Consider the following 16,380-nt stretch of genomic DNA (forward strand, 5'->3'; position numbering starts at 1 on the left):
GAATTGTCCATCGCAATTCTGGCTAAGCCCGCGTTTTGACGCGGGTTTTTTTCATGCTAACCTCGGGCCATCCAGTCTAGTGGCCCGCCCAACGGAGAAATTCCCATGGCGCTGGAGCGCACCCTGTCCATCATCAAGCCCGATGCCGTCGCCAAGAACGTCATCGGCGAGATCTATTCCCGCTTCGAGAAGGCCGGCCTGAAGGTCGTGGCCGCCAAGTACAAGCAGCTGTCGCGCCGCGAGGCCGAGGGCTTCTACGCCGTGCACCGCGAGCGTCCGTTCTTCAACGCGCTGGTCGAGTTCATGATCTCCGGCCCGGTGATGATCCAGGCGCTGGAAGGCGAGAACGCCGTGGCCGCGCACCGCGACCTGCTCGGCGCCACCAACCCGAAGGATGCCGCACCGGGCACCATCCGCGCCGATTTCGCCGACTCGATCGACGCCAACGCCGCGCACGGTTCCGACTCGGTCGAGAACGCCGCCAACGAAGTGGCGTATTTCTTCGCCGCCACCGAAGTGGTTTCGCGCTAAGAGGTCATCGTGAACGAGGTCGTCCACACTCCGTTGGCGCTCGCCGATCCGATCCGGACCGGCGGCGCGACCAAGCAGAATCTGCTCGACCTCGATCGCGAGGGCCTGGAGCGTTTCTTCGCCGACACGCTCGGCGAAGCGCGCTACCGCGCCCACCAGGTGATGAAGTGGATCCACCATCGCTACGTCACCGACTTCGACCAGATGACCGACCTCGGCAAGGCGTTGCGCGCCAAGCTGCAACAGCATGCCGAGGTCGTCGTCCCCAACATCGTGTTCGACAAGCCTTCCGCCGACGGCACCCACAAGTGGCTGCTGGCCATGGGCACCGACGGCAAGAACGCGATCGAGGCCGTGTATATCCCGGACAAGGGCCGCGGCACGCTGTGCGTGTCCTCCCAGGTCGGCTGCGGGTTGAACTGCACGTTCTGCTCGACCGCCACCCAGGGCTTCAACCGCAACCTCTCCACCGCCGAGATCGTCGGTCAGGTGTGGGTCGCGGCGCGGCATCTGGGCAACGTGCCGCACCAGCAGCGCCGTCTCACCAACGTGGTGATGATGGGCATGGGCGAGCCGCTGATGAATTTCGACAACGTCGTGCGCGCGATGAGCGTGATGCGCGACGACCTGGGCTACGGCCTGGCCAACAAGCGGGTCACGCTGTCGACCTCCGGCCTGGTGCCGATGATCGATCGCCTGTCCACCGAGAGCGACGTGTCGCTGGCGGTCTCGCTGCATGCGGCCGACGACGCGCTGCGCGAGACGCTGGTGCCGCTGAACAAGAAATACCCGGTCGCCGAGCTGATGGCCGCGTGCGCGCGCTATCTGCGCGCCAACAAGCGCCGCGAATCGGTCACCTTCGAATACACGCTGATGAAGGGCATCAACGACCAGCCCGAACATGCGCGGCAACTGGCGCGGCTGATGCGCCAGTTCGACAACGCGGTGCAGGCCTCGAACGCGGGCAAGGTCAACCTGATCCCGTTCAATCCGTTCCCGGGCACGCGCTACGAGCGTTCCGGCGAAACGGAGATCCGCGCGTTCCAGAAGATCCTGCTCGATGCGCAGGTGCTGACCATGGTGCGGCGCACGCGCGGCGACGACATCGACGCGGCCTGCGGCCAGCTCAAGGGGCAGGTGCTGGACCGCACCCGGCGCCAGGCGGACTTCCAGCGCCAGTTGCAGACCCAGGCGGACCGGGATGCGGCGGCCTAAGCATCCTCTGGCCATCGTCGCGTTGGCCGCGGCGCTGCTGGCGTTGTCGGCGTGTGCCGGGCACGGTACCAAGTCCGGCAAGCTGCGCAACGTCGAGCAGGTGGCGCCGGACTACGATTTCCGCGACAGCGGCGAGGTCAAGGCGCGCTACGCGTTGCAGGAACAACTCGGCCTGGCCGGCAATCGGCTCAGCGGCGGCGATCTGGCCGGCGCCGAGGAGCATGCGCGCAAGGCGCTGGCGCTGGCCCCGGATTCGGTGCAGGCGCACACGCTGCTGGCGGTGGCTGCCGGCCGCCGCGGCGATACCGCCACTGCCGGCGAGCATTACCGCAAGGCCGCCGAACTGGCGCCGAACCGCGGCGAGGCCTTGAACAACTACGGTGCCTGGCTGTGCGCGAACGGTGCCGCGGCCGAGGCGCTGCAGTGGTTCGATCGTGCGCTGCAGGCGCCCGGCTACGCCACGCCGGCGTCGGCCCTGGCCAATGCCGGCGGTTGCGCGTTGCAGATCGGCCAGCGCGAGCGCGGTGAACGCGACCTACGCAAGGCGCTGGCGCTGGAGCCGGGCAATGCCTACGCGCTGGAAGCGATGGCGCGCGACGAAGCGGCGCATGCGCGCTTTTTCGAGGCGCGGGCCTTCTCGGAACGGCGTCTGGCGGCTGCGCCGGCCACTGTATCCGTGTTACAACTTGCTATTCAGATTGAACAAGGGCTTGGCGACATGGCTGCTGCCGGCCGTTACCAACAGCGGTTGCGCAAGGAGTTTCCCGATGCCGCGACCACGACTCCCGGGGCTAGTGCATTGTGATCAGTGATTCCAATCCGAACGCTTTCGACGGCGCCAAAGGTTGCGGGCAACAGCTCCGCGAAGCGCGCGAAGCGGCGGGCCTGAGCATCGACGAGGTCGGTAGCCGTTTGCGCATGCCGGTGCACGTGATCGGTGCGCTGGAAGCGGAGCAGTGGCAGCGCCTCGGCGCGCCGGTGTTCGTGCGCGGTCAGCTGCGCAGCTACGCGCGCCTGCTCGGGGTGGACCTGGAGCCGCTGCTGGCCAGCGCGCAGATCGCGCCGGTGCAGCCGGTGGAGCTGATCAGCCATACGCATACCCCGCCGCTGCGGCGCATGCTCGAGAGCGCGACCCGGCGCATGGTGTACGTGGTGATCACCGCCGGACTGGCGGTGCCGGTCTGGTACGCGACCCGCACCCATTTCGCCGACGACGGCCCGAGCACCGCGTCGCTGGACGTGGTGCCGGCGGCGCCGGGCGACGCGGCGCCGACCGCGACGGCGGGCACCGGCGGCAACCCGGCGCCCACCGCCGCGTCCGGCAATCGCCCCGCGCCGCCTGCGGCGCCGTACATCGCCTCGCTGACGCCGCTGCCGCGCGCCTCCAGCGAGGCGGAAAAGCCCGGCCTGAGCCTGTCGTTCCAGGGCGACAGCTGGGTCCAGATCATCGCCCCGGACGGCACGCCGCTGGAAAAGGCGCTGCTGAAAGCCGGCGAAAAGCGCGACTACGCGCCGGGTCAAGTGGGCCGCATCGTGCTCGGCAATGCGTCGGCGGTCCAGGTTCAGCAATCCGGTAGTACCGTGGATCTGACTCCGTACAAGCGCGCGAACGTGGCCCGCTTTGCGGTATCCTCTGACGGTTCCGTGGTGCCAGCGTCCGAGTGACGGCGGCGCGGTTCCTCAATCTCAACATTCCATGTCCCGCCGTTGCGGCGGGGCGAGAGTACGCATGGCGATCGACGACCTGCTCGACGAGCACGAACAAAGCGAACGCGTCCGCACTTGGCTCAGGAAAAACGGCGCCGGCCTGATCGGCGGCATTGCCCTGGGCATCGGCGCGATCATTGGCTGGCAGTGGTGGACCAAGCAGCATTCCAACGACCTGGCGCAGGCCAATTCCCACTACGACGCCGTGCTCAAGAGCATCCAGGCCAAGCAACTGGACAAGGCCAGCAAGGACATGGCGGCGCTGCAGCAGGGCCCGGCCAACATCTATGCCGAACTGGCCGCGCTGCGCCTGGCCAAGGCGCAAGCCGATGACGACAAGTACGACCAGGCCCTGGCCACGCTGCGCGGCCTCAAGGCCGAGGGCGAGCTGAAGCTGCTCATCGACCAGCGCGTGGCGCGGTTGCTGATCCAGACCGGCAAGAGCGACGAAGCGCTGAAGTTGCTGGCCGCGGCCGACGACAACCAGAGCCTGGAGATCCGTGGCGATGCGCTGATCGCGCAGGGCAAGCGCGATGCGGCACGCGAGGCGTACGCCAAGTCGTTGACCACCCTGGACGTGGCGGCGCCGCAACGGCGACTGCTGGAAACGAAGTTGATGGATGCGGGCGGCACCGTGCCGAATCCTGCGGAGCCGATCTGATGAAGGTAGTCATGTTCAAGCGCATCGCGACCATCGCGCTGCTGGGTCTGGCGCTGTCCGGTTGCAGCACGGTCAAGGGCTGGTTCGCAGGCAAGGACGCGGCCGCCAAGAAGGCCGCCGAGCCGGCCGAGCTGGTCGATTTCAAGCCGTCGGTGAAGATCGTCAAGCTGTGGTCCACCGATGCCGGCAAGGGCGAGAAGCGGATCGGCGTGCGCCAGCATCCAGCCGTGGCCGACGGCAAGGTGTACCTGGCCGCGGCTTCCGGTTCGGTCTACGCGCTGGACCTGCAGACCGGCAAGACGCTGTGGGAATACGACGCCAAGAAGGCGCGCAAGGAGCGCCTGTCGCAGGTGCAGGAGCAGCAGCCGGAGAGCCAGGTCGAGGGCGAATCCAGCAAGGGCCTGTCCAAGGACGAGCGTGCGGCCTACAAGCAGCGCCTGCGCAACGAGAAGCAGCAGGCCAAGGAGCGCAAGCGGCTGGAGAAGAACCGTCCGCTGCCGCGCTTCGCCGGTGGTCCTGGCGTGGGCGAGGGCCTGGTCGTGGTCGGCGGCCTGAATGGCGAAGTGATCGCGCTCGACGCCGCCAGCGGCACCGAGAAGTGGCGCGCCAAGGTGCCCAACGAAGTGATCGCCGCGCCGGTGGTCTCGCAGAACATGGTGTTCGTGCGCAGCAACGACGGCCACGTGACCGCGTTCGATGCGGGCACCGGGCAGCAGCGCTGGTTCCATGTGCAGGAACTGCCGACCCTGACCGTGCGCGGCAACGCGCCGGTGGTGTCCGGCCCGGGCGTGCTGTTCATCGGCAACGACGACGGCACGCTGGCGGCGCTGGCGATGCAGGACGGGCGCGTGCTGTGGGAGCAGACCATCGGCGTGCCGGAAGGCCGCACCGAACTGGAGCGCATGGCCGACGTGGACGGCGCGCCGGTGCTCGACGGCACCACCCTGTACGTGACCAGCTTCAAGAACCAGACCGTGGCGCTGGAAGGCCCGAGCGGGCGTCCGCTGTGGACCCGCGACCATGGCGGTGCCGGCGGTGTCGCGGTCAATTCCAGCAGCGTGGTGGTGGCCGACAATGCCGGTTCGGTGTGGGCGTTGGACAAGGCTTCCGGTTCGGCGACCTGGTCGCAGCCGGCGCTGGCGCGGCGTTCGCTGACCGGCGTGGCGATCCAGGGCGACTACGCCGTGGTCGGCGACTACAAGGGGTATCTGCATTGGTTGAAGCTCGACAACGGCGAGATCGCCGCACGCGAGCGGGTGGGACGCAAGGCGCTGGTAGCGCAGCCGGTGGTAGCCGATGGCATCCTGCTGGTCCAGAACACGAAAGGCGACCTGACCGCGTTCCGGTTGGGTCAATAAAGGAAGGGAATTCGCGATGCTGCCGCTGGTCGCCCTGGTTGGACGGCCGAATGTCGGCAAGTCCACGCTATTCAATGCGCTCACGCGCAGCCGCGACGCGCTGGTCCACGACCAGCCCGGCGTCACCCGCGATCGCAACTACGGCGTCTGCCGGCTGGAGCCGGACACCCCGTTCGTGATCGTCGACACCGGCGGCATTTCCGGCGAGGAAGAAGGCCTGGCCGGGGCGACCGCAGACCAGGCGCGCTCCGCTGCCGGCGAAGCCGATCTGGTGCTGTTCGTGGTCGATGGCCGCGAGGGGTCCTCCTCGCTCGACGACGAGATCCTGGCCTGGCTGCGCAAGCTGGCGCGGCCGACGCTGCTGCTGATCAACAAGATCGACGGCACCGACGAGGACCAGGTCCGCGCCGAGTTCGCGCGCTATGGCCTGGGCGAGGCGATCGCGGTGTCCGCGGCGCATCGCCACGGCATCGACGACCTGCTCGAGGAAGTGCTGTCGCGCTTGCCGGAAGAGGGCGCCGGCGAGACGCTGGACACCGATCCCAAGCGCATGCGCATCGCCTTCGTCGGCCGCCCCAACGTCGGCAAGTCGACGCTGGTCAACCGGCTGCTCGGCGAGGAGCGGATGATCGCGTCCGAAGTGCCGGGCACCACCCGCGATTCGATCGCGGTCGACCTGCAGCGCGACGACCGCCTGTACCGGCTGATCGACACCGCCGGCCTGCGCCGTCGCGGCCGGGTCGAGGAGGCGGTGGAGAAATTCAGCGTGTTCAAGACGCTGCAGGCGATCGAGCAATGCGAGGTCGCGGTGCTGCTGCTCGATGCCACCGAAGGCGTCACCGACCAGGACGCCAGCGTGCTCGGCGCGATCCTGGACGCCGGCCGCGCGCTGGTGGTGGCGGTCAACAAGTGGGACGGGCTGACCGACTACCAGCGCGAACAGGCCGAGGCGCTGCTGTCGCGCAAGCTCGGCTTCGTGCCCTGGGCCGAAGCGGTGCGGATCTCGGCCAAGCACGGCTCCGGCCTGCGCGAGCTGTTCCGCGCGATCCACAGCGCGCATGCCTCGGCGATCCGCGAATTCAGCACCAGCGAAGTCAACCAGGCGCTGGAAGTGGCCTACGAGACCAATCCGCCGCCGAGCATCCGCGGCCACGTCTCCAAGCTGCGCTACGTGCATCCGGGCGGCAGCAATCCGCCGACCTTCATCGTTCACGGCACGCGCCTGAAAGTGCTGCCGGAGTCGTACAAGCGCTACCTGGAGAATTTCTTCCGCAAGCGCTTCAAGCTGGTCGGCACGCCGGTGCGCTTCATGTTCCGCGAAGGCGCCAATCCGTACGAAGGCAAGAAGAACGTGCTGACCGAGCGCCAGATCGCCAAGAAGCGGCGCTTGATGAAACACGTCCGCGGCAAGTAGCCGATGGACGCGCGGCGCGAGGTCACGCTGGGCATCCTCGCCGGCGGCCGCGCGCAACGCCTGGGCGGTTGCGACAAGGCCTGGCTGCAACGCGACGGGCAAGCGCTGGTGCAGCGCCTGGCGCAGGCCTTGGCGCCGGCGGTCGCGGCGGTGCTGGTCAGCGCCAACCGCGACCTGCCGCGCTACGCCGCCGCCGGACTGCACGCGCTGCCCGACCGGATCGCCGCGCCGCCTGGCGCCGAGCGCTCGCTGGGGCCGATCGCCGGCCTGGACGCGCTGGCCGCGGCCTGCGCCACGCCGTGGCTGCTGACCTTGCCGGTGGACCTGTGCCGGCTTCCGCCTGCGCTGCTGGACAGGTTGATCGACGCCAGTGGCGATGCGGATGGCGCCTGTGCCGAGGACGACGACGGCGTACAGCCGCTGGTGGCGCTGTACCGCGTCGCCGCGCTGCGGCCTGCGTTGGCTTCGGCGCTAGATGCCGGTCGCTACGCGCCGCGCGCCTTGCAGCAGCAGTTGGCGATGGTCCGCGCACGCGTGCCCGGGGAGACCTTCGGCAACCTCAACACGCCGCAGGACCTGCGCGCAGCGGGTATCCTGCCGGCGCCATGAACGACTATCCCTCCCGTATTGCCTATTCCGAGGCGCTGGCCATCGTCGCCGCCGTCGCTCAGTCGCGCTCGTTGCCGGCCGAACGCCTGGCGCTGCCGCGCGCCGATGGCCGCATCCTGCTCGAACCGCTGGACGCGCCGATCGACCTGCCGCCGTTCGCCAACAGCGCGATGGACGGCTTCGCGCTGCGCCATGCCGACCTGCATCCGGATGCGCCGACCGTGTTGCGCCTGGCCGGCGAGCAGTTCGCCGGCGAGGACTTGCGCCAGGCGATCGGCGCCGGCGAATGCCTGCGCATCACCACCGGCGCGCCGTTGCCCGCGGGTGCCGATACGGTGGTGATCAAGGAAAACGTGGTCGAGCGCGACGGCCAGGTGCAGGTGCCGGCCGCGCCGGTCGCCGGCGCGCACGTGCGTGCGCGCGGCGAGGACGTGCGCGCCGGTGAGCGCGTGCTCGAAGCGGGCCTGGCGTTGACGCCGTCGCGGATCGGCCTGGCCGCCGCGCTCGGCGTGGCACAGGTGGCCGTGGCGGCGCGACCGACCGTGGCGGTGTTCGCCACCGGCGACGAACTGGTCGAGCCGGGCATGCCGCTCAAGCCGGGGCAGATCTACAACAGCAACCGCGACATGCTGATGGCGCAACTGCGCCTGCTCGGCCTGGAGCCGACCGCGTGGCCGACGCTGCCGGACGATCCGCAGCGGATCGAAAGCATGCTGACCGATGCGGCCTCGGCGTTCGACGTGGTGCTGACCTGCGGCGGCGTCTCCGCCGGCGAGAAGGACTACCTGCCGCGGCTGCTGGCCGAGCGCGGTCGCATCCATTTCTGGAAGGTGCGCATGCGTCCGGGCATGCCGCTGCTGTTCGGCGAGCTGGACCGCGCCCTGTTCCTGGGCCTGCCCGGCAATCCCGTGTCGGTGCTGGCCACCTTCATGGCGATCGGGCGGCCGCTGCTGGACGCGCTGCAGCAGCGCGCCGAGCCGCGCGCGCAATGGCGCGCGCGGCTGGCCTCGGGTTGGGACAAGCGCCACGAGCGCCTGGAGTTCCTGCGCGGGCGCATGCGCTGCGACGCGTACGGACAGCTGTGGGTGGAGCCGAACCCGGCCGACGGCTCGCACCGCCTGCGCGGCGCCGCCGACAGCGACGTGCTGCTGCGGCTGGACGAGGGTGCGCGCCGTTTCGATGCCGGCGACGTGGTCGAGGTGTTCGCGTACTGAGTGTTGCGGGCGCGTCCGTACACAGGTCGCGCGAACGTTCATGCGGGTCGGGCCGCACAGACCGCACGGCTGGAGCAGCTCGACTCAGGTTGCGGGCTGGTTGCACGCGCCGTCGGCCGCCGCCGCCGCAGGTCAAGGTGTTCTCGATCGCCGGAAGCCGGCCTGCGTTCCGCACTGGCGCCCGTCACGTCGCGCGATGTGCGCGGCAACCGGCGAGCGCTCAGGACTGCGTGGCGATCGCGAACTCGTCTCCGGGGAGTGTGTGGCCAGCCAGTCCCGGGCCTGGTCCGGTGAGTATTTCCTCGGTGAGTCGATCTACCGTCCTGGCCACCGCCGCGACCATGCTTGAATAGCGTTCCCTCTGCCGGATGCAGGCGTCGGCGATGCGTCGAAGATGCCGGATCCGACGCTGCCGACTCGGGAACCGGACGCCGCCCCCCGCGCGAAGGACGCGCTGCAAGTTTGCGCCGATAATGCGCGCATGAGCATTCGAGAACTGACCCCGCAGCAAGCCCGCGAGCGTGTGGCCCAGGGCGCGCGACTGATCGATGTGCGCGAGGAACACGAGCGCGCCGCCGGCATGGCCGAGGGCGCGCTCGGCGTGGCCCGCGCGCAGTTGCAGGACGACCCGGCCACGCATGTCGGCGCGGCCGACGCCGAGACGATCCTGATCTGCCAGAGCGGCAAGCGTTCGCACGAGGCTGCGCTGTTCCTGCAGCAGGCCGGTTATGCCGCGGTCGCGTCGGTGCTGGGCGGCACCACGCGCTGGCAGCGCGACGGATTGCCGCTGCAGCGGCCGGCGCTGGCGCCGGAGCAGCAGGATTTCTTCGAGCGCTATTCGCGCCACCTGCGCCTGCCCGAAGTCGGCATCGACGGCCAGCGGCGGCTGCAGGCGGCGCGCGTGCTGTTGGTCGGCGCCGGCGGGCTGGGTTCGCCGGCCGGCTTCTACCTGGCCGCGGCCGGGGTCGGCCAGCTGCGCATCGCCGACGACGATGTGGTCGATCGCAGCAACCTGCAGCGGCAGATCCTGCATACCGAAGCGCGGGTCGGGCAGCCCAAGGTGGCGTCGGCGGCCGCGGCGCTGGCCGCGCTGAATCCGGGCGTGCAGGTCGAGCCGGTACGCGAACGGGTGACTTCGGCCAATGTCGAACGCCTGTTGCAGGACGTGGACGTGGTGCTCGACGGTTCGGACAATTTCCCTGCCCGCTACCTGCTCAACGACGCCTGCGTGAAGCTGGGCAAGCCGCTGGTGTACGGCGCGGTGCAGCGCTTCGAGGGCCAGGTCAGCGTGTTCGACGCCGGCCGCCGGCGCGGGCAGGCACCGTGTTACCGCTGCCTGTTCCCGGAGCCGCCGCCGCCGGAGTTCGCGCCCAGTTGCGCCGAGGCCGGCGTGCTCGGCGTGCTGCCCGGCATCGTCGGCTTGCTGCAGGCCAACGAGGTGCTGAAGCTGCTGCTGGAGATCGGCGAGCCGCTGCGCGGACGCCTGCTGTACTTCGACGCGCTGGCGATGCGCTTCCGCGAAACCCGCCTGGCCGCCGATCCGCAGTGCCCGGTATGCGCGCCCGGGCTCGCGTTTCCCGGCTATATCGACTACGCGAAGTTCTGTGGCGCGGAGTAAGCCCCTCTCCCCTCGGGAGAGGGGGGTGGGGAGAGGGTCCGGAGCGAAGCGCTCGCGCTGTTCGATCGCCAGGCTTCGCCCGTCCCCTCATCCGCCGCTGCGGGGCACCTTCCCCCGAGAAGGGGGCCATGGTCCCGGCGGGAGAAGGAAAGGGCGATCGCTGCCGTCTTTGACGGCGCGGCGTCTGTCCATGCGTGATGCGTAACGCGCTACGACACTGCATGCGCGCGCCGTCGTGCTCCGTCGCCATGCCGCACACCGATGCATGGGGGCGCCCCGGCCTTGTGGGTAGAATCGGCGCATGACCAGTGCAGCCGACAGCAGTGAATTGATCAAGGTGGTGGCGTTGCTCGGCGCCGCGGTGGTGGCGGTACCGGTGTTCCGCCGCCTGGGCCTGGGCTCGGTGCTCGGCTATCTGGCCGCGGGCCTGGCGATCGGGCCGTTCGGATTCGGCTGGTTCGCCGATCCGCAGGCGATCCTGCACGTGGCCGAACTGGGCGTGGTGATGTTCCTGTTCGTGATCGGGCTGGAAATGCGGCCCTCGCACCTGTGGAGCCTGCGCAAGCAGATCTTCGGCCTGGGCACGGCGCAGATCGTAGTGTGCGCGACGGTGCTGACCGGGGTGGGGCTGGCGTTGGGGCTGTCCTTGCCGGTGGCGTTCATCGCCGCGTCCGGTTTCGTGCTCACCTCCACCGCGGTGGTGATGCAATTGCTCGGCGAGCGCGGCGACATCGCCTTGCCGGCGGGGCAGAAGATCGTCGCGATCCTGTTGTTCGAAGACCTGCTGATCGTGCCGTTGCTGGCCGTGGTGGCATGGATGGCGCCGGTGCCGGTCGCCGCCGATGCGCCCTCGCGCTGGATCGGCATCGGCATCGGCGCGGCGGCGATCGTCGGCCTGCTGGTGGCCGGGCGCTGGCTGCTGAATCCGCTGTTCCGGTTGCTGGCCGCAGCCAAGGCGCGCGAAGTGATGACCGCCGCTGCGCTGCTGGTGGTCCTGGGTGCGGCATTGCTGATGCAGCTCGGTGGGCTGTCGATGGCGATGGGCGCGTTCCTGGCCGGCGTGCTGCTGTCCGAATCCACCTTCCGCCACCAGATCGAGGCCGACATCGAGCCGTTCCGCGGCATCCTGCTGGGGCTGTTCTTCCTCGGCGTGGGCATGGCCCTGAACCTGGCAGTGGTGGCGGCGAACTGGACGCTGATCCTCAGCGGCGTGCTCGCGTTCATGGCGGCCAAGGCCGCGTGCATCTACCTGGTCGCGCGGCTCACCGGCAGCGGCCACGCGCAGGCGTTGGACCGCGGCGTGCTGATGGCGCAGGGCGGCGAGTTCGCGTTCGTGCTGTTCGCCGCCGCCGGCGCGGCCGGGGTCATCGATGCGCAGGTCAACGCCAACCTGACCGCGATCGTGGTGCTGTCGATGGCGCTGACCCCGCTGTTCGTGCTGCTGTACCGGCGCTGGGCGCCGGTGGAAGCGCCGTCGCTGGACGGCGTGGAGGCGGCCGACGGGCTCACCGGCAGCGTGCTGATCATCGGCTTCGGCCGTTTCGGCCAGGTCGCCAGCCAGTCGCTGCTGGCGCGCGACGTGGACGTGACCATCATCGACAACGACATCGAGATGATCCAGAGCGCGGCCGAATTCGGCTTCAAGATCTACTACGGCGACGGCACCCGCCTGGACGTGCTGCATGCCTCCGGCGCGCACAGCGTGCGCGCCATCGCGGTGTGCATCGACAACCGCGAGGCGGCCAACCGCATCGTCGAACTGGCCACGCAGGAATTCCCGCACGCCAAGCTGCTGGTGCGCTCCTACGACCGCGAGCATTCGCTGAAGCTGATCGCCGCCGGCGTGGACTACCAGATCCGCGAGACCTTCGAGTCGGCGGTGGAATTCGGCCAGGCCGCGCTGATCGAACTGGGCATGGCCGAGGACGAGGCCGCGAGCATCGCCCGCGAGATCCGCCGCCGCGACGCCGAGCGCCTGGAACTGGAGATCGCCGCAGGCGACGTGCGCGCCGGCAGCGGCCTGATGTACGGCAACATCGCCCCGGCGGTGCCCAAGCCGACTCCGTTCACTCCGCCGCGGCGCGAGAGCCGCACGCTCAATCCCGAAGCGGTGCCGGCGGCGGAGGCGGTGGACGAGCGCCGCAACGACTAAGCCACCGCCGCCCTGTAGGAGCGGCTTCAGCCGCGACCAGGCATCACCGGTGATGCCCGGTCGCGGCTGAAGCCGCTCCTGCAGTGGCTGCGGACTGCGAATGTCCTAGCTGAAACGCCTCAGCGCAGAAATGCGCGCAACGCCTGCGCATAACGCGGATCGGCGCTGATGTCGTCGTGTCCGGCGCGCGGCATCGCGACCACGCTGGGTGTCTGTGCCAGGGAATCGAGCAGCCGCTGCGTGCTCGACGCCGGCACCACCTGGTCGCGGCCGGCGCGCAGCACCAGCAACGGCCCGCGGTAGGCGCGCAGCGCGCTGGCCGAGTCGTAGCGGTCGCGCAGCAGCCAGCGCACCGGCGCCCACGGGTAATGCGCCTGCGCGGCCGAGGCCAGGCTGTCGAACGGGGTGACCAGCACCAGCCGCGCCAGCGGCCGCCGCGCCGCCAGCTGGCTGGCGACGCCGCTGCCCAGGCTGCGTCCGAGCACCGCGATCTCGGCCTGCGGCTGCGCGGCGCGCACGTGGTCGTACAGCGCCAGCGCGTCGCCGATCAGCGCCGCCTCGTTCGGCGTGCCGTCGCTGGCGCCGTAGCCGCGGTAGGCCAGCAGGTACACGCTGTAGTCGGGCAGCAGCGGCGCCAGCTGCGCGCGCGCCTGGCGCAGGTCCTCGGCGTTGCCGCCGAAGTACAGCAACACCTTGTCGCGGCCGGGATTGACCCGCCAGCCGCGCAGGCGCAGCACCGGGCTGCGCTGCAGGACGAAATCCGTCTGCGCCGCGGCCACCCGGGTCGCCTGCGGGAAATACAGCAGCTCGCGCTGGCCCAGGTAGAGCAGGGCGCAGACCACCAGGTAGGCGACGACCGCGATCGCCGCGACGATGCCCAGGTGGCGCAGCATCTATCCGTGCCGGCGCTGCGCGTCGGCGAAGGCCGCCAGTTGTTCCGGCGTGGCCTCGGCCTGGAACTGCGCCTTCCAGTCGGCGAACGGCATGCCGTAGACGCGTTCGCGCGCCTGATCCTTGCTCAGCGTCTCGCCTTCGGCGGCGGCCGCCTCGCGGTACCAGTCGGCCAGGCAGTTGCGGCAGAAGCCGGCCAGGATCATCAGATCGATGTTCTGTACGTCGCTGCGGTCCTGGTTGAGGTGCTGCAGCAGCCGCCGGAACGCGGCGGCCTCGATGCGGGTGGTGTCGGTCATGGCGGAATCGGGGACAATAGGGGTCCCCAGACTCTACACCCGCTCGCCTCGATGACCGATTCCGCGCCCGTCTCCTCCGTTCCGGCCCGCATCCTCGACGGGCGGCGCATCGCCGACGAACTGCTCGACCAGCTCAAGCTGCGGGTCGATGCGCGGCTGGCGGCCGGACAGCCGCGGCCGGGCCTGGCGGTGGTGCTGGTCGGCGGCGATCCGGCGTCCACGGTGTACGTGCGCAACAAGCGCCGCGCGGCGGAAAAGGTCGGCATCGAGGCGTTCGACTACGACCTGCCGGCCGGTACCGGCGAAGCCGACCTGCTGGCGCTGATCGACCGCCTCAATGCCGACCCCAAGGTGCACGGCATCCTGGTGCAGCTGCCGCTGCCGGGCATTCCCGATGCCAGCCGGCTGATCCATCGCATCGATCCGCGCAAGGATGTGGACGGTTTCCATCCGGAGAACGTCGGCCACCTGGCGCTGCGCGAATTCGGCCTGCGCCCGTGCACCCCGCGCGGCATCGTCACCCTGCTCGGGCATACCGACCAGCCGGTGCGCGGCCGCAACGCCACCATCGTCGGAGTCAGCAACCACGTCGGCCGGCCGATGGCGCTGGAACTGCTGATCGCCGGCTGCACGGTCAGCTGCTGCCACAAGTTCACCCCGCCGGACGTGCTGCAGGCGCGCGTGCGCGATGCCGACATCCTGGTGGTGGCGGTGGGCCGTCCCGGCCTGATCCCCGGCGAATGGGTCAAGCCCGGCGCGGTGGTGATCGACGTCGGCATCAACCGCCTCGACGACGGCCGCCTGGTCGGCGACGTCGGCTTCGACGCGGCCGCGCAACGCGCCAGCTGGATCACCCCGGTGCCGGGTGGAGTCGGGCCGATGACCGTGGCCACGCTGATGCAGAACACGATCGAGGCCGCTGATGCGGCCGGGATTCGGGATTCGGAATTCGGGATTCGTTAAAGGCAACGGCAAAGCGCGTGCGGCGGTCGATCGCTGTTACATCCGAGATCGGCCGGCTGTTGGCGTCCAGGCAAACATGCAAACGGCCGGCTGCGGAGGGCTTCGCCGTTGCGAATCCCTAATCCCGAATCCCCAATCCCGGCCCCAAATGCGTTAAAATGCCGCGCTTCCCCACATTCGGGTCCGCCGATGCTGCGCATCCAGGCTGAAGCTTTAACGTACGACGACGTTTCGCTCGTCCCCGCCCATTCGATCGTCCTGCCGAAGGACGTCAGCCTGGAAACCCGGCTGACCCGCGACCTGCGCCTGAAATTGCCGATCCTGTCGGCGGCGATGGACACGGTGACCGAACACCGCCTCGCGGTGGCCATGGCCCAGCTCGGCGGCATCGGCATCATCCACAAGAACCTGACCCCTGCGCAGCAAGCGGCGGAAGTGGCCAAGGTAAAGAAGTTCGAAGCCGGGGTGATCACCGAGCCGTTCACCGTCGGTCCGGAAACGACCATCGGCGAAGTGCTGAAACTGACCCGCGCGCGCAACATCTCCGGCGTGCCGGTGGTCGATGGCAGCGAACTGGTCGGCATCGTCACCAGCCGCGACATGCGCTTCGAGAAGAAGCTCGACGATCCGGTCCGCCACATCATGACCAAGAAGGATCGCCTGATCACCGTGCGCGAAGGCGCCAGTGACGAGGAAGTGCTGCAGCTGCTGCATCGCAACCGCATCGAGAAGATCCTGGTGGTCAACGACAGCTTCGAGCTGCGCGGCCTGATCACGGTCAAGGACATCCAGAAGAAGACCGACAACCCCAATGCCGCCAAGGACGCGGCCACGCGCCTGCTGGTCGGTGCGGCGGTCGGCGTCGGCGGCGACACCGAGCAGCGCATCGAACTGCTGGCCGCGGCGGGCGTGGACGTGGTCATCGTCGATACCGCGCACGGCCACTCGCAGGGCGTGATCGACCGCGTGGCCTGGGTCAAGAAGACCTATCCGCAGCTGCAGGTGATCGGCGGCAACATCGTTACCGGCGATGCCGCGCTGGCGCTGATGGACGCCGGCGCCGACGCGGTCAAGGTCGGCGTGGGTCCCGGCTCGATCTGCACCACGCGCGTGGTCGCCGGTGTCGGCGTACCGCAGATCACCGCGGTGGACATGGTCGCCGAGGCGCTGCAGGACCGCATCCCGCTGATCGCCGACGGCGGCATCCGCTATTCCGGCGACATCGGCAAGGCGCTGGTCGCCGGCGCCTCCACGGTGATGGTCGGCGGTCTGTTCGCCGGCACCGAGGAAGCCCCGGGCGAGGTCGAACTGTTCCAGGGCCGCAGCTACAAGAGCTACCGCGGCATGGGCAGCCTGGGCGCGATGGAGAAGGGCAGCAAGGACCGGTATTTCCAGGACGCCTCCGACGCCGACAAGCTGGTGCCGGAAGGCATCGAAGGCCGCGTGCCGTACCGCGGTCCGCTCAGCGGCATCATCCACCAGCTGATCGGCGGCCTGCGCGCCACGATGGGCTACGTGGGCTGCGCGACGATCGAGGACATGCGCACCAAGCCGAAGTTCGTCACCATCACCGGTGCCGGCCAGCGCGAGAGCCACGTCCACGACGTGCAGATCACCAAGGAACCGCCGAACTACCGCATGGGCTGACGCCCATGCGCGGGATTGGGGATTCGGGATTGGGGATTCGTAGTAGCCCGCCGCGTCTCCACCGGCAGTGCACATCGCCGCCATCCCGCTGTTGCGAATCC

General features: G+C 69.4%; 15 protein-coding genes. 13 read left to right on the forward strand and 2 right to left on the reverse strand.

All coding sequences use genetic code 11. The annotated features are described in order from the left end of the window. Window positions 1-105: 105 nt before the first annotated feature. From ndk to H9658_RS01870, 11 genes are all read left to right on the forward strand, one after another. Entirely contained in the window at window positions 106-531 is a 426-nt protein-coding gene (gene ndk, locus H9658_RS01820; RefSeq protein WP_002812972.1) for a nucleoside-diphosphate kinase, read from the forward strand. A 9-nt stretch (window positions 532-540) separates the two neighbouring features. After that, complete coding sequence (rlmN, locus tag H9658_RS01825) at window positions 541-1,746, forward strand: 23S rRNA (adenine(2503)-C(2))-methyltransferase RlmN (protein ID WP_369916558.1); 1,206 nt, start codon at window positions 541-543, stop codon at window positions 1,744-1,746. Between the two features lie 22 nt (window positions 1,747-1,768). Beyond that, entirely contained in the window at window positions 1,769-2,551 is a 783-nt protein-coding gene (locus tag H9658_RS01830; RefSeq protein WP_191824272.1) for a tetratricopeptide repeat protein, read from the forward strand. Then, window positions 2,548-3,411 carry a helix-turn-helix domain-containing protein gene (locus tag H9658_RS01835; protein WP_179564931.1) on the forward strand — a complete coding sequence of 288 codons (864 nt, stop codon included), beginning with the start codon at window positions 2,548-2,550 and terminating at the stop codon, window positions 3,409-3,411. Before H9658_RS01830 ends, H9658_RS01835 begins: the two co-directional genes overlap by 4 nt. A gap of 64 nt (window positions 3,412-3,475) precedes the next feature. After that, window positions 3,476-4,114 carry a YfgM family protein gene (locus H9658_RS01840; RefSeq protein WP_179564929.1) on the forward strand — a complete coding sequence of 213 codons (639 nt, stop codon included), beginning with the start codon at window positions 3,476-3,478 and terminating at the stop codon, window positions 4,112-4,114. Next, complete coding sequence (bamB, locus tag H9658_RS01845; RefSeq protein ID WP_406848091.1) at window positions 4,114-5,472, forward strand: outer membrane protein assembly factor BamB; 1,359 nt, start codon at window positions 4,114-4,116, stop codon at window positions 5,470-5,472. The genes H9658_RS01840 and bamB overlap by 1 nt, the downstream gene beginning before the upstream one ends. Window positions 5,473-5,488: 16 nt before the next feature. Continuing rightward, window positions 5,489-6,886 (forward strand): ribosome biogenesis GTPase Der, encoded by a 1,398-nt coding sequence (gene der, locus H9658_RS01850; RefSeq protein WP_179564927.1) that lies wholly within the window; start codon window positions 5,489-5,491, stop codon window positions 6,884-6,886. A gap of 3 nt (window positions 6,887-6,889) precedes the next feature. Continuing rightward, window positions 6,890-7,495, forward strand: a complete 606-nt coding sequence (mobA, locus tag H9658_RS01855; protein ID WP_179564925.1) for a molybdenum cofactor guanylyltransferase — start codon at window positions 6,890-6,892, stop codon at window positions 7,493-7,495. Next, window positions 7,492-8,709 carry a molybdopterin molybdotransferase MoeA gene (locus tag H9658_RS01860; protein WP_191824137.1) on the forward strand — a complete coding sequence of 406 codons (1,218 nt, stop codon included), beginning with the start codon at window positions 7,492-7,494 and terminating at the stop codon, window positions 8,707-8,709. Before mobA ends, H9658_RS01860 begins: the two co-directional genes overlap by 4 nt. A gap of 394 nt (window positions 8,710-9,103) precedes the next feature. Further along, window positions 9,104-10,327 (forward strand): molybdopterin-synthase adenylyltransferase MoeB, encoded by a 1,224-nt coding sequence (gene moeB, locus H9658_RS01865; protein WP_406848092.1) that lies wholly within the window; start codon window positions 9,104-9,106, stop codon window positions 10,325-10,327. A 301-nt stretch (window positions 10,328-10,628) separates the two neighbouring features. Continuing rightward, window positions 10,629-12,479 (forward strand): monovalent cation:proton antiporter-2 (CPA2) family protein, encoded by a 1,851-nt coding sequence (locus tag H9658_RS01870; protein WP_179564919.1) that lies wholly within the window; start codon window positions 10,629-10,631, stop codon window positions 12,477-12,479. Between the two features lie 119 nt (window positions 12,480-12,598). Here H9658_RS01870 and H9658_RS01875 read toward each other — a convergent pair whose 3' ends face one another. After that, on the reverse strand, window positions 12,599-13,372 hold the full coding sequence (locus H9658_RS01875; protein WP_191824139.1) for an alpha/beta hydrolase: 774 nt from the start codon (window positions 13,370-13,372) through the stop codon (window positions 12,599-12,601). After that, window positions 13,373-13,669, reverse strand: coding sequence for a DUF1244 domain-containing protein (locus tag H9658_RS01880; RefSeq protein WP_179564915.1), 297 nt, complete (start codon window positions 13,667-13,669; stop codon window positions 13,373-13,375). It abuts the gene before it with no gap. Between the two features lie 51 nt (window positions 13,670-13,720). On the opposite strand from H9658_RS01880, the gene folD reads away from it, so the two are divergent. Beyond that, the gene (gene folD, locus H9658_RS01885; protein ID WP_191824140.1) at window positions 13,721-14,632 is read left to right on the forward strand and encodes a bifunctional methylenetetrahydrofolate dehydrogenase/methenyltetrahydrofolate cyclohydrolase FolD; all 912 of its coding nucleotides are present in this window, start codon (window positions 13,721-13,723) and stop codon (window positions 14,630-14,632) included. A gap of 189 nt (window positions 14,633-14,821) precedes the next feature. Beyond that, a complete protein-coding gene (guaB, locus tag H9658_RS01890) occupies window positions 14,822-16,279 on the forward strand; it encodes an IMP dehydrogenase (protein ID WP_191824141.1) in 1,458 nt (485 codons plus the stop codon). Window positions 16,280-16,380: the final 101 nt, after the last annotated feature.

Origin of the sequence: Xanthomonas bonasiae, from assembly GCF_014836395.1 — a bacterium.
Lineage (GTDB): Bacteria > Pseudomonadota > Gammaproteobacteria > Xanthomonadales > Xanthomonadaceae > Xanthomonas_A > Xanthomonas_A bonasiae.